Source organism: Pleomorphomonas sp. JP5 (assembly GCF_023721815.1).
GTDB lineage: Bacteria > Pseudomonadota > Alphaproteobacteria > Rhizobiales > Pleomorphomonadaceae > Pleomorphomonas.
On record NZ_JAMDLI010000008.1, the window covers coordinates 403,364 to 416,033 of the forward strand.

Here is a 12,670-nt window from a genome sequence, read left to right on the forward strand (position 1 = left end):
CGACGGAATTACCATCGGGCAGGGAAAACAACAGCCACCGGTCTTGGCCGGAGCGGCCGGATCAAATGCCCTGCGGCGCCTTGCCCGGTCCGCGCCAGGCGGGGCTGAGGTCAGTGGCGGTCAGTGTGCCGTGATCGACATTCGCGGCGTCCGGACTGTCGGCGAGCGACTTGTCGATGAACTCGTAGACCATGCGAGCGCCGGTCTGCGCCTTCAGCATGAACGTGGTGGCAACCCGTCCGCCGATCTCGCAAGCGGTGGGGTTGCGACCACAAAACCCGCTCATGTCGGAGATGGTCGCCTGGGCCGCGCTCGCCGCTTCAAGCGCGCCGATCGGCTGCACCCTTGCGGCCTCGGCCTGCTGCTCGGCGGAGTGATCGACGGGAATGAGAAAGATGACAACGGACAGCCAGAATGCCGTCCTCAGGAGAAACATCATGGTGCACTTCCCTGTTGTTCATCGCCCTTGCGGGGCGTCCGGATCTTTCGCGGTCGAAACCGTCGCTGTCCGTTTGATGTTCCCGGTTCTAGCAGGGACTTTTTAGGATCAAATTAGACCGATCATTCAAATCGCAGGGAAATTCGACGAAAATTTGAGTCAAATTTTATCGATCGGCCTATCTCGCAGCCCGGCGGGAGGGATTCACAAGGTTTATCGCGGGCTTCCACACGCCCCAGGCTGGTGTTCACTCACGCTTAACCGTGAATTCGATCTTTTCGACCAAAACCCTTTTTGAGCGCGTCTCCCCCCTCGCCTCATGCCTCCCATCAACATTCCATAAAGGGGCACATGGCACCGTGGCGACAGAAAAGACAAATGGTCCGCCCCCGAAGCGTAGCCGGTATCGCCGGAAGCTTTCGGAAACTCAGGACCAGCATGTCGGAGGCCCCCTTGAGTGATTCTCGTGGAGGTGCCGACCCGCCTGCGATGGGGATGCGTGTTGCGTAACTGTGAGATCAGAGCCGCGCTGGAGCGCTCGTTTGATCACCTTGTTCATAGCTCGGTGGTCGACGATCCAGTCGAGATCGACAGACACAGAGGATTCATCGGTTCCCATCTGGTCAGCGGATTCTCCGCCTTCGGCCTCATCCCCCCGGCGCTCGCGGTCGACCCGTCCTCGGCCGGCTTCACCGCGACCGCGCTTTCCGTTCTCGGCCTTGAGATTCTCGTCGCGCTCTTCGTCTCCCGCACGGGCCGGCTGGCTCAAGGCTATCTTCTCTCGGCTGCCATTCTGACCACGCTTGCCGTCTGGGTCGCGCTCCACACCGGTGGCCTGGGCTCGTTCGCCGTGGTCTGGTTCGCAATCGCCCCCATCGAGGCGGCCCTGTCCGGCCGGCGGTCGACCGTCGCCGGCGCCGCGCTGATCAGTGGCGCCGGCTTTCTACTCACGGCGCTTCTAACCCTCACCGGCGACGCCAGCCGTGCCTTCACCTTCGCCGGTGACGGAACGACGATGAACTTCCTCGCCTGCGTGGTGGCCCTCGGCTATGCCTCCGGCGTAGCCATCGGAATCGAGCGGCGCGAGCGGGCAACCTCGCTCTCCATCGCCCGTCAGGAGCAGCGCTATCGCTTGCTCGCAGAGGCCATGAGCGACCTCGTCACCTGTCACAACCCCTCGGGCGACGTGACCTTCGTTTCACCGGCCGCCATGCGTTTGCTGTCGGTACGGCCGGCTGACCTGGTTGCCGACGGTCTGTTCCGGCGCGTCCATATCGGCGACCGGCCGGCCTATCTCTCGGCCATCTCGGTGGCGCTTCATCAGGGCGCGGCACGGGTTGAGTATCGTCTCCGCTGCGGCGACGAGATCGACTCCGACGGCTGGATCTGGGTCGAGTCGCACATGCGTCACCTTTCCGACGAGCAGGGCGACGACGCCGTGGTGACGGTCACACGCGACATTTCCGAGCGCAAGCAGCACGAGGCGGAACTCGAGGCGCTGCGAGCCGACTCGGAAGCCGCCAACCTCGCCAAGACCCGCTTCCTCGCCAACATGAGCCACGAGCTCAGGACCCCGCTCAACGCGATCATCGGCTTCTCCGACATCCTCAACCAGGAACTGTTCGGCAAGTTCGAGTTCGATCGGCATCGGGAATACTCCGGCCTCATCAAGGAATCCGGCGAGCACCTCCTGCAAGTGGTCAACGACATTCTCGATCTCTCGAAGATCGAATGCGGCTCCTTCGACGTGAATCCGGAGTCTTTCCGCGTCGGTCCGCTGGTCGACCGTTGCCGCCAGATGATGACCCCTCAGGCCGAGAAGGCTGGAATCCTGCTGATCTCGGACATCGAGCCCAATCTGCCGGAACTGGTAGCCGACCCGCGTGCCTGCCGGCAGATCGTGCTCAACCTCCTGTCCAACGCGGTGAAGTTCTCCAATCGCGGCGGTCAGGTCACCTGTTCGGTTCGCCGCCAGGGGCGCCGCATGGCGATCTCCGTGCGCGACAACGGCATCGGCATTGCCGAGAAGGATCTATGCCGTGTGGGCAGCCCGTTCTTCCAGGCGGAAACCGGCTATGACCGCAAGCAGGCTGGCACGGGCCTCGGACTCTCGGTGGTGAAAGGCCTCGTCGCGCTGCATGGCGGCCAGGTGATGATCGACTCCGACCTCGGCAAGGGCACCACCGTCACCGTGCTTCTGCCAATGCATCCTTCGCGCGATGGCGCCGAACCGATTTCCCGCGTTCTGGATGTCGACCAGATCCAGCGCGTGGCGCGGAGGGCCTGATTGATGGCAGGACGCAAGACCCAAGGAAAAGCGGGACTTGTCGCCCTTCTGCTCCGGGGCGCCATCGGGAATCCGATGGCCACCGCCGGGAGCTTGATGATGACGGCGACCGCCATTGCCATCCTGACCAATGCCCTCGCCTTGCAGCCGGGCGCCCATCCGGCGCCGCTGTTTGTCGGCACCCGCCCCGTTGCCCCGGCGACGCCGGCTCCCACGCAGGCGCCGACGTTGCGCTCCTCCGACGGGTCGGCCGTTGGAGCGACCGATCAGAGCCTGATCGCCGACATTCAGAAGGGCCTCAAGGACTTCGGATACTACAAGGGCGAGATCGACGGCCTCGCCGGTCCGCAAACATCGCAGGCCATCCTGGCCTTCGAACGCGCCTTCCGTCTCACCCCAACGGGGGAGCCGTCAAACAACGTGCTGCTGGCCATCCGGTCCGTACGGCCGAAAACCAGCCTCAACGTTGACAGTCCGGTTGCAGCCGATCCGCTGACCGTCGCATCGCTGCCGACAAACGCCGCTGCGCCGGTGCCCAGGCCGAAGCCCGACGCCACCGCAGCCCAGCCGGCGCCCACCGAGGCCCAGCCGGCGGAGATGTCGATGGACGGCATTGGCGATCTCATCGCTTCGGTGGCTCCGCCCAAGGCGGCCGCGAAACCGGTGGCCGTCGCCACACCGGCGGCGCCCGCCGCCGACGCCAACCTTGCGCGCATCCAACGCTCGCTGTCGCAGCAAGGATTCGGGCCCGTCGCCATCGACGGCCTGATGTCGGCCGAAACGCGCGCGGCCATCAAGCGCTTCCAGGCCTACTACAACCTGCCGCAGACAGGCGCCATCGACGAGGCTTTTGTCTCCCAGCTCGTCAAGGTTGGCGGCCTCTAGTCACGCTCTTGTCATTCATCTTCCAAGGCGTGAACCGCGCAGGTCTTGCCCTCGGCGCAAACCCGTGGTTTGAACGGCAGGTTACGCTGTCGAGCATGGCCATGGCCCGCATCACCTCCGACTTCTTCGTTTCCGCTTATGTTCGCCGCCGCAACGACGGCGGTTTGTTCACGGCGGTGGTCGGTAGGGGCGCCGCCGAGGCCGGAGCCATTTTCGTCAAGGTATCGCACCTCGATGGCACCGCCGATCTCTATGGCCCCGCGCCACAGATCTATCTGGACGACGTCGACCCGGCCATGGCCGGGGGACGTGTGTTCGAACAGTTGCTTGCCGATGCCCCCGAGGCGGACGTCGACGCCCGCCTGCGGTCCGAACGGCGCTTCGACAGCGACTGCTGGATCGTCGAAACAGAGGACCGACAGGGCACGTCGGATCTCGATATCATCGGAACCTGACCGTCCGGCTACGTGTTTGCCTGTTGCCCCGCCGGCATCTTTGGGGATATCCCTCCAGCCGTTTTGCAGCTTTCGGAGCATCCATGACCGAGATGAAGCCCCCTTGCGCCGATAAGCGGCCTGTCGTCACGACCGTTCACGGCGTCGATCTCGTCGATGACTACGCCTGGCTTCGCGCCGACAACTGGCAGGACGTCCTGCGCGATCCCGATCTTCTCGATCCCGGCATTCGCGCCCATCTCGACGCCGAGAACGCGTTCTGCGACGCTTACATGGCCGACACGGTCTCGCTGCAGGAAGCTCTGGTCGCCGAGATGCGCGCCCGCATCCTCGAAGACGATTCCTCGGTTCCGCTCCCAGACGGCCCCTACGCCTATGCCAGCCGCTACCTTACCGGTGCGCAGCACCCGCGACTTGTCCGCACGCTGCGCGACGGCGGCCCCGAGGAGCTGTTGCTCGATGCCGACGAACTGGCGCGGGGCAAGTCCTATTTCAGCCTGGGGGGCGCCAGCCACAGCCCGGACCACAAGCTCCTGGCCTATAGCTTCGACGATACCGGCTCGGAGTTTCATGTCATCCGCATCCGCGATCTCGATGCCGACGTCGATCTGCCTGACGAGATTCCCAACACCGCGGGCGGTGTCGCCTGGGCGGCCGATTCCCGTTCCTTCTTCTATACGTTCATCAATGACAATCATCGCACCGAGAAAGTGCTCCGCCATGTGATCGGAACACCGGCCTCGGAGGATACGGTCGTCTATCTCGAAGAGGATTCCGGTTTCTTCTGCGGCGTCGACAAGACGCAGTCCGGTCGCTTCATCGTCATCGACTCACACGATCATCAGACGTCCGAAGTGCGACTGATCGACGCCACGGCGCCGGATAGTCCGCCCCGCCTGGTGACAGCACGCGAAATCGAGGTCGAATACTCGATCGAAGACGACGGCGACGACCGCGTCTACATCCTGACCAATGCCGACGGCGCCGAGGACTTCAAGATCGTCAACGCGCCGCTCAAGAGCCCGGGCCGAGACAACTGGATCGATGTCGTCGCTCACGAGCCGGGGCGTCTCATCCTGTCGATGTCGATTTTCCAGGGGCGCATGGTGCGGCTCGAACGGGTGGGCGGCCTGCCGCGCATCGTGATCCGCGAGCTGTCGAGCGGGCACGAGCATGCCATCGACTTCCCGGAAGAGGCTTATTCGCTCGGATTGTCCGGCTCCTACGAGTTCGACACCAACATCGTCCGCTTCACCTACTCCTCGCCGACCACGCCGGCGCAGGTCTACGACTACGACATGGCGACCGGCGAGCGTTTCCTCAGGAAGACGCAGGAGGTTCCGTCCGGCCACGAGCCCTCCGACTACGTGACGCGTCGCATCATGGCGCCTGCCGCCGATGACGAAAGCGTGCCGGTCACCCTGCTCTACCGCGCCGACACGCCTCTCGACGGCTCGGCGCCCTGCCTGCTCTACGGCTATGGCGCCTACGGCATCGCCATTCCCGCCTCGTTCTCGACCCGCATCCTGTCGCTGGTCGATCGCGGCTTCGTCTATGCCATCGCGCATATCCGCGGCGGCAACGAGAAGGGGCACCGCTGGTATCAGGCCGGCAAGCGCGAGAACAAGCCGAACACCTTCAAGGACTTCATCGCAGCGGCCCGTTACCTCGCCGCCGAAGGCTTCACCTCGGAGGGGCGCATCGTCGCCCATGGCGGTTCGGCCGGCGGCATGCTGATGGGCGCCGTCGCCAACATGGCGCCGTCGCTCTGGGGCGGGGTGCTCGCCGCCGTTCCCTTCGTCGACGTGCTCAACACCATGCTCGACGCCACGCTGCCGCTCACGCCGCCGGAGTGGCCCGAATGGGGTAATCCGCTCGAAAGCGTCGCCGACTTCCAGTTGATCGCTTCCTACAGCCCCTACGAGAACCTGATGACGCAGGCCTACCCGCCGATGTTCGTGCTGGCCGGCCTCACCGACCCGCGCGTCACCTACTGGGAGCCGGCGAAGTGGGTCGCACGCCTCAGGGCGCTGAAGACCGACGACAACCCGCAGGTCATGCACATCAACATGGACGCTGGCCACGGCGGAGCGTCCGGCCGCTTCGACGAACTGAAGGAAACAGCGCTCGAGTATGCCTTCGCCCTGAAGGTGATGGGCAAGGCTAACTAACTCGTTTTGCTAACCGAAACGCGCATGGGAGCCATGAATCGACTCGTGGCTCATTGCCGCCATCAGGAAAAGTTCCTATCTATCTCGCATGCACCACCGCTGGGCGGCGATGCTCAGTTATAGAATGCTCTTTTCCAAAGAGGAGACGACCATGGCTTTCGAGCTGAACGACCTTCCCTATGCCTATGACGCCCTTGGCCCGTACATGTCGCGCGAGACGCTTGAGTATCATCACGACAAGCATCACCTTGCCTACGTGAACAACGGCAACAATCTCATCAAGGGTACCGAGTGGGAAGGCAAGAGCGTCGAGGACGTGGTGAAGGGCTCGTTCGGCAAGAACCCCGCCGTCTTCAACAACGTCGCTCAGCACTACAACCACTTCTACTTCTGGCAGTGGATGAAGCCGAACGGCGGCGGTTCCATTCCCGGCGAGCTTCTCAAGAAGATCAACGAGGATCTCGGTGGTCTCGACAAGTTCCGCGCCGACTTCATCCAGGCCGGCATGACGCAGTTCGGCTCCGGCTGGGCCTGGCTGGCGCTCAAGGACGGCAAGCTCGTCATCTCCAAGACGCCGAACGGCGAGAACCCGCTGGTCGCCGGCGCGACGCCGCTTCTGGGCGTCGACGTGTGGGAGCACTCCTACTACATCGACTACCGCAACCTGCGTCAGAAGTATCTCGAAGCCTTCTTCGACAATCTGGTGAACTGGGAGTTCGTCGCCGAACTCTACGCCAAGGCTGGCTGAGCCGACTGGCGTTCGCGCCACGCTTGACCGATACGACTTTACTTGGGGCTCCGGCTTGTCCGGAGCCCTTCGTCTTTTTCAGCGATAGCTGTTGTCCGACGCAGCGCTAGCCACTATCACTGTCGTTGTGGGTACCGGAGTGGTTCGCACCCCGGCTATTGTTTCCACTCGTGCAACGGTTGACGGGGCCTCATGCCAAAGCTGACGGATTATATCGCTCGAACGATCGTCATCGTCGACGACAGTCCCCGCTTCAGGCGCTTCGTGGCGGGCATGCTCAGCGAGTTTGGCTTTCACGATATTCACGAGTTCTCGGACACCGATTCCGCCTTCGAGTTTCTGACCGGCCGACACGTCGATCTCGTCATGTCGGATCTGGGCATGGAGCCAATGGATGGCTTCGCCTTCGCCGATCGCATCCGTCACGGCGGCGCCGTCGTCAACCGCATGGTTCCCATTCTGCTGATGACCGGACACGCCAGCCGGCAGAATGTCCAGAAAGCGGTGATGGCCGGCATCGACGAGATCGCGGTCAAGCCGATGTCGTCGAACTATCTCGTCGAACGCCTGCTGACCGTGTTCGGACGGCCACGGGTCTACGTGAAGACGGGCTCGGGGTATTTCGGCCCCGATCGACGGCGGCGCAACGATCCCAGCTACCGGGGCCCCGAACGCCGCTCGGGTCAGCCGGCCGAGATCGTCTCGGAAGAACGGCTGCTTGCCTTGCGCGAAGCCGCCTCGCTGCGGAATCGCGGCCTACTGCCGGAGGCGCCGGCGAATGTTCCGCTTCCAGAGAATCCCGGATTCCTTGTCACCCACATCACCTTTCGCGAAAAGTCGAACGAAGCCGTCTACGGCGATCTCGTCGGCGCGCGCGCCAACCCGACCGTTCCGGTCGTGGTCAAGCGCTCCAAACGGCCACGCGGGCCATCCCACCCCTCGCGAGGCAGCTGATCGTCATTTCCCCATGGGGGCGCAGACGGCGGACCATACCATGTAGGTGTACTCGCTCTGCATGTTGTAGAGCCAATTGCGGCAGAGCTTCTCCGTCTTGAAGCAGTAGCGCTCGGAGACGTCCTCATACCTCTTCCAGCCGCTCTCCACTTCCTTGCGACCGTGGAAATACCCCTGCCAGAGCTTTCCTCCTGACGAGCAGGACATGGGTTCCGTCGGCCTGGCGATGAAAGAGGCAGCCGTGGCCGAATAGGTCGTACCGAGCGTGAGGGCTACCGTCAGCCTCAGAATCGTTGCCGTCCGCATGCTTTCCTCCTCGCAGTTTGCGTAGCCGACGCCGCATCCCCTTGAAGTCCGCCGTCAAAGCGGCGTTTTCAAGGGGACGCTCAAGGAAAGTCCTCTTCGCTCAAGCGTGCGCGTAAGCCCAATAGAGTTCGCGGGCACGCTTCGTCACCGGCCCAACCGAGAACTCACGGGATTCGAACCGCAGGATCGGCGTCACCTTGCCATAGTTGCCGGCGGCAAAGATCTCGTCCGCCGAGGCCAGGTCTTCCGTTTTCAGGATGCATTCGCGCACGTCGAAGCCATCGTCGCGCAAAAGCTGAATGATGCGTGACCGCGTTATGCCCGCCAGGAACACGCCCGTGGCGGCCGGCGTCATCACCACACCGTCCTTGGCGATGAACAGGTTGGCGGTGCCGAGCTCGCAGACGTTGCCGAGCACGTCGAGCAGAACCGCGTTGTCGAAGCCCTTGGCCTTGGCCTCCAGCATGGCGCGGCCGTTGTTCGGATAAAGGCATCCCGCCTTGGCGTTGACCAGAGCCGTTTCGGGCAGTGGCCGACGGTAGCGCGTGGTGGTTACGGCATAGCCCTCGTCGATCGACGGGATGGGCGCTTCATAGAGACTGAGACAGAAGCGCGTCGACGCAGCTTCGGGGGGCACCCCCATGAAGCCGCCATCCTCGGCCCAGTACATCGGGCGAATGTAGAGCGCCGCATCGCCGGAGAAGCGAGAGAAACCCTCGCGCGCCAGCGCCTCGATTTCTTCGGCCGGGCGCAGGGCCTCAAGGCCCATGGCAAGCGCGCTACGGTTGACTCGCTGACAATGAAGGTCGAGGTCGGGCGCCACGCCCTCAAAATAACGGGCGCCGTCGAACACCGACGAGGCGAGCCAGGACGAGTGCGTCCTGACGCCCATGATCTGCACGTTACCCTCGTGCCACTCGCCATCCAGCCACGTCCAGGTCTGAGACCAAGCCACGATACTGTCCTTCCGTTTCTCGTTGCGTCCGCTACCCCATCGTCGCCGAACGCGGCGACACGGCAACGGCCCGATGAAAACCCGCCCCTCTGCAGGCTTTTCCGCATGTTTGTTTGCCGGTTTCCAGATAACCGATATATCCGATACCAAAGTTGCGAAAGTCGCTGGTTCACGAATCGACGGCTGAAAGCGGAGACAGCGGCATGTACCATCCGATCTTCCTGTTCGATGCCTACGGCACGCTGTTCGACGTCCACTCGGCCGTCCGCCGGCATGCCGCCGAACTCGGCCCCGACGCACAGCGCCTTTCCGAGCTCTGGCGGACCAAGCAGCTTGAGTATTCCTGGATCCGCTCGGCCACCGGCGCCTACAAAGATTTCTGGGCGCTGACCAAGGACGCGCTCGACGCGGCCTTCGCGGTCTATCCCCAGGTCGATCCCGACCTGCGCGAGAAACTGCTCGAGGCCTATCGGAGTTGCGACTGCTTCCCCGAGGTGCCGGCTGTCCTGCGCGATCTGAAGATTGCCGGCACCCGTATCGCCATCCTGTCGAACGGCAGCCCACTGATGCTCAACAGGGCGATTCGGGCCGCCGGCCTTGGCGACATCATCGACGACGTGCTGTCGGTGGACACGATCGGCTGCTACAAGCCGGATCCGCGCGTCTACGAAATGGCGACGACGCATTTCCGCGTGTTCCCGAGCGCCATATCCTTCCAGTCGTCCAACCGCTGGGACGTCGCTGGTGGATCGAAGTACGGGTTCCGAACCGTCTGGATCAATCGCGCAGGCGCGCTCGACGAATACCAGGACATGCGACCGGCTGCGGAGTTGCCAGACCTGACCGGCCTGACCAAGCTCTGACCGGCAACTGGCCTGGCGTTTTTGAAGCCGTAACCTCGTCTCGTTACTGTCCGGGCCAAAGGTTTCGGCGGTTTGGGCCCGCTCCATCGCCGCCCAGGGGAGGCAGACATGACCGAGCTTCACGCGCTCGCCGAAGCAATCGGCTTGGTGCGAAACTGGTGGGACGTCGCCGGCAAACCGCAAACGGTCAGCGACGAGGCGCTTGGCGCCATCGCCACTGCGCTCGGCTATCCCGCCGACAGCGCTGAGGCCATAGCACGAAGCCTGGCGCAGATCGAAGACGAGCGGACGCGACCGCCCGCCCTGCTGGTTGCCGACGCCGGCAAACCCATTCCTCTCCCCCTGAGCCTTGCACGTGCCGATCTCGTTGCCGAAGACGGCGCAAGCCAGATCCTTCGCATTGAGGGGGGCTACCTGCCGCCCATCGCCGAGCCCGGTTATTACCGCCTGATCATCGGCGCGCACGAGGTGGCGATCGCCGTTGCTCCGGCCCGCTGTCATGGCCTCGAGGCCGACCGTCGCGTTTGGGGACCGTCGGTGCAGATACCGTCATTGCGTGGCCGGGAGCCGCAGCCCTTCGGCCATTTCGGTCATCTCGACGACGCGGTGAAGCAGTTCGCCGAACGTGGCGCCGACGTGGTGATGATCAACCCCGTCCATGCCTTGTTCCCCGGCCACGGCATCGGCTTCAGCCCCTACTCTCCGTCGAGCCGGCTTTTCCTCAACGGCGCCATGGGCGATCCGGCACTCGTCGGCCTGCCCCCCCTGCCGCCGGGCGAAGATGGCGGTTCCCTGATCGACTGGGAAAGCGCCTTGCCGACGCGCCTTGCCGAACTCAGGAAAGCGTTCAACGCGCTGCCCCCCGCGTTCCGGTCGCGCGTCGTCGGCGACAGCCTGGCCGGTGGGGCCGCGCTGCGCCGTCATGCCATCTTCGACGCGCTCGACGTACGATTCCGCGCGCGCGGCCTCGACGGCTGGCGGACATGGCCGGCCCCCTTCCATGACCCCAACGGCGCCGCCGTACGTCAGTTCGCGGCCGAGAATCCCGACGAGATCACCTTTCATCTGTTTGTCCAGTGGCTGGCTCACGAAAGCCTTGCCGCCATACAAGGCCACGCCAAGGCAGCGGGCATGGCGGTCGGGCTTCTCGCCGACCTCGCCGTCGGCGTCCACGCGGGCGGCAGCGACAGCTGGAACCTGCGCGACCACCTTCTCGATGGCCTGACCATCGGAGCACCTCCCGATCCGCTCGGCCCGCTCGGGCAGAACTGGATGCTCACCACCTTCTCGCCACGCGGCCTCAGGGAGAGCGGATATGCTCCGTGGATCGACACGCTACGGTCAACCCTTAGCCGGGCCGGAGGCCTCAGGATCGATCACGCCTTCGGCCTGTCTCGCCTCTGGGTGATGCCGGAGGGGCGGTCGTCGAGCGACGGCGCCTATCTCGTCTATCCGTTCCACGACCTCACGCGCCTGGCCGCGCTCGAGTCGCATCGCGCCAAGGCCTTGATCGTCGCCGAGGATCTCGGCACCAAACCGGGCGGCTTCGCCGAGGCGATCGATGCCACGGGCATGTTGGGAATGCGGGTCCTGTGGTTCGAGCGGGCGCTCGATCACGGCTTCATCGGCCCGCAGGATTATCCGCCGGACAGCGTCGCAATGACCGGCACCCACGACACCGCCACCGTCGCAGGTTGGTGGGCCGGGCGCGACCTCGACTGGGCAGATCAGCTCGGCCGTCTTCCGGCCGACTCCAACCGAGAGCGCGAGGATGAACGACGGGCGTGGGATCGCGGGCTGTTGTGGGCAACATTCGGCGGCAGCGAGCCTCGTCCGGCGCCCGAGGAGACAACCCCGGTGGTCGAGGCAGCGCTCAGGCACATCGGCCGGTCACACTCGCGAATCGCCCTCGCGCCGCTCGAGGATATCCTGGCGCTCGAAGAGCAGCCCAACCTGCCCGGCACCATCAACGAGCACCCCAACTGGCGCCGCCGCATGGAAGCGCCGCTTGAAGAACTGCTTGCTCAACCCGATACCGCTCAGCGGATCAACACGCTGGCCGCGGCGAGGAAGGAGCCACCGGCCGGGTGGTGACTGTCAAAGGAGGTGTGCGGTGATCGTGAGGCCTGCCAGCCCGGCGGATTCCAAGGGCATGAGCGCCATCCTTGGCGAAATCCTCGCGAGCTGGAACAGCGACCGCCCCTCGTCAGCCGACCATGTCCGTGCGTTCTATATCGAGCACCCCGACCGAATCGAATGCTCGGTCGCAGTATCCGACGAGGGCGAGATTGTCGGCTTTCAGGCCCTCAAGCTCGCCCGCGAAGGAAACAGCTGGAATGTGCCGCCCGGCTGGGGCGTTATCGGAACCTATGTGAAGCTCGGGGTCGGTCGTCGCGGAGTCGGCAGGGCTTTGTTCGCGGCCACGCAACAGGCGGCCCGAGCCGCCAGCTTGCCTACCATCGATGCGACAATCGCCGAGACCAACGCCCTTGGGCTTGCCTACTACGAGGCCATGGGATTCCGGACCTATCGGCAGCAGCCCGGCATGATTTCCAAGGTTTATATGGTCACTCCGTGACCTGACGCCGGTTCTCCCGGCGCCAGTGT

General features: G+C 64.2%; 12 protein-coding genes. 9 read left to right on the forward strand and 3 right to left on the reverse strand.

Annotated features, from left to right (window positions below; genetic code table 11):
- Window positions 1-61 precede the first annotated feature (61 nt).
- On the reverse strand, window positions 62-439 hold the full coding sequence (locus M4J40_RS13185; protein ID WP_251754603.1) for a DUF5330 domain-containing protein: 378 nt from the start codon (window positions 437-439) through the stop codon (window positions 62-64).
- Between the two features lie 499 nt (window positions 440-938).
- Here M4J40_RS13185 and M4J40_RS13190 point away from each other — a divergent pair, with 499 nt between their 5' ends.
- The 6 genes from M4J40_RS13190 to M4J40_RS13215 all read left to right on the forward strand — a co-directional run bounded on the left by M4J40_RS13190 (window position 939) and on the right by M4J40_RS13215 (window position 7,939).
- Complete coding sequence (locus M4J40_RS13190) at window positions 939-2,726, forward strand: ATP-binding protein (protein ID WP_251754604.1); 1,788 nt, start codon at window positions 939-941, stop codon at window positions 2,724-2,726.
- Window positions 2,727-2,729: 3 nt separating this feature from the next.
- Entirely contained in the window at window positions 2,730-3,611 is an 882-nt protein-coding gene (locus tag M4J40_RS13195) for a peptidoglycan-binding protein (protein ID WP_251754605.1), read from the forward strand.
- 101 nt (window positions 3,612-3,712) lie between these two features.
- A complete protein-coding gene (locus tag M4J40_RS13200) occupies window positions 3,713-4,066 on the forward strand; it encodes a DUF1491 family protein (protein ID WP_251754606.1) in 354 nt (117 codons plus the stop codon).
- A gap of 83 nt (window positions 4,067-4,149) precedes the next feature.
- Window positions 4,150-6,237 (forward strand): S9 family peptidase, encoded by a 2,088-nt coding sequence (locus M4J40_RS13205; RefSeq protein ID WP_251754607.1) that lies wholly within the window; start codon window positions 4,150-4,152, stop codon window positions 6,235-6,237.
- Window positions 6,238-6,388: 151 nt separating this feature from the next.
- A complete protein-coding gene (locus M4J40_RS13210) occupies window positions 6,389-6,985 on the forward strand; it encodes a superoxide dismutase (RefSeq protein ID WP_251754608.1) in 597 nt (198 codons plus the stop codon).
- Window positions 6,986-7,177: 192 nt separating this feature from the next.
- Complete coding sequence (locus tag M4J40_RS13215) at window positions 7,178-7,939, forward strand: response regulator (protein WP_251754609.1); 762 nt, start codon at window positions 7,178-7,180, stop codon at window positions 7,937-7,939.
- 3 nt (window positions 7,940-7,942) lie between these two features.
- Here the strand turns inward: M4J40_RS13215 and M4J40_RS13220 are convergent, their stop codons facing one another.
- The gene (locus tag M4J40_RS13220) at window positions 7,943-8,245 is read right to left on the reverse strand and encodes a hypothetical protein (RefSeq protein ID WP_251754610.1); all 303 of its coding nucleotides are present in this window, start codon (window positions 8,243-8,245) and stop codon (window positions 7,943-7,945) included.
- Between the two features lie 100 nt (window positions 8,246-8,345).
- On the reverse strand, window positions 8,346-9,203 hold the full coding sequence (locus M4J40_RS13225; protein ID WP_251755601.1) for a branched-chain amino acid aminotransferase: 858 nt from the start codon (window positions 9,201-9,203) through the stop codon (window positions 8,346-8,348).
- A 200-nt stretch (window positions 9,204-9,403) separates the two neighbouring features.
- On the opposite strand from M4J40_RS13225, the gene M4J40_RS13230 reads away from it, so the two are divergent.
- The 3 genes from M4J40_RS13230 to M4J40_RS13240 all read left to right on the forward strand — a co-directional run bounded on the left by M4J40_RS13230 (window position 9,404) and on the right by M4J40_RS13240 (window position 12,641).
- A complete protein-coding gene (locus tag M4J40_RS13230) occupies window positions 9,404-10,063 on the forward strand; it encodes a haloacid dehalogenase type II (RefSeq protein WP_251754611.1) in 660 nt (219 codons plus the stop codon).
- 108 nt (window positions 10,064-10,171) lie between these two features.
- Window positions 10,172-12,157 (forward strand): 4-alpha-glucanotransferase, encoded by a 1,986-nt coding sequence (gene malQ, locus M4J40_RS13235; RefSeq protein WP_251754612.1) that lies wholly within the window; start codon window positions 10,172-10,174, stop codon window positions 12,155-12,157.
- Between the two features lie 19 nt (window positions 12,158-12,176).
- Window positions 12,177-12,641: a GNAT family N-acetyltransferase gene (locus tag M4J40_RS13240; protein WP_251754613.1), complete on the forward strand. Its 465-nt coding sequence runs from the start codon at window positions 12,177-12,179 to the stop codon at window positions 12,639-12,641.
- The last annotated feature ends 29 nt before the right edge of the window (window positions 12,642-12,670 follow it).

Coding starts and splice junctions, on each gene's coding strand:
- M4J40_RS13185 (WP_251754603.1), bottom strand. CDS start 439: ATGATGTTTCTCCTGAGGACGGCATTCTGGCTGTCCGTTGTCATCTTT.
- M4J40_RS13195 (WP_251754605.1), top strand. CDS start 2,730: ATGGCAGGACGCAAGACCCAAGGAAAAGCGGGACTTGTCGCCCTTCTG.
- M4J40_RS13200 (WP_251754606.1), top strand. CDS start 3,713: ATGGCCCGCATCACCTCCGACTTCTTCGTTTCCGCTTATGTTCGCCGC.
- M4J40_RS13205 (WP_251754607.1), top strand. CDS start 4,150: ATGACCGAGATGAAGCCCCCTTGCGCCGATAAGCGGCCTGTCGTCACG.
- M4J40_RS13210 (WP_251754608.1), top strand. CDS start 6,389: ATGGCTTTCGAGCTGAACGACCTTCCCTATGCCTATGACGCCCTTGGC.
- M4J40_RS13215 (WP_251754609.1), top strand. CDS start 7,178: ATGCCAAAGCTGACGGATTATATCGCTCGAACGATCGTCATCGTCGAC.
- M4J40_RS13220 (WP_251754610.1), bottom strand. CDS start 8,245: ATGCGGACGGCAACGATTCTGAGGCTGACGGTAGCCCTCACGCTCGGT.
- M4J40_RS13230 (WP_251754611.1), top strand. CDS start 9,404: ATGTACCATCCGATCTTCCTGTTCGATGCCTACGGCACGCTGTTCGAC.
- malQ (WP_251754612.1), top strand. CDS start 10,172: ATGACCGAGCTTCACGCGCTCGCCGAAGCAATCGGCTTGGTGCGAAAC.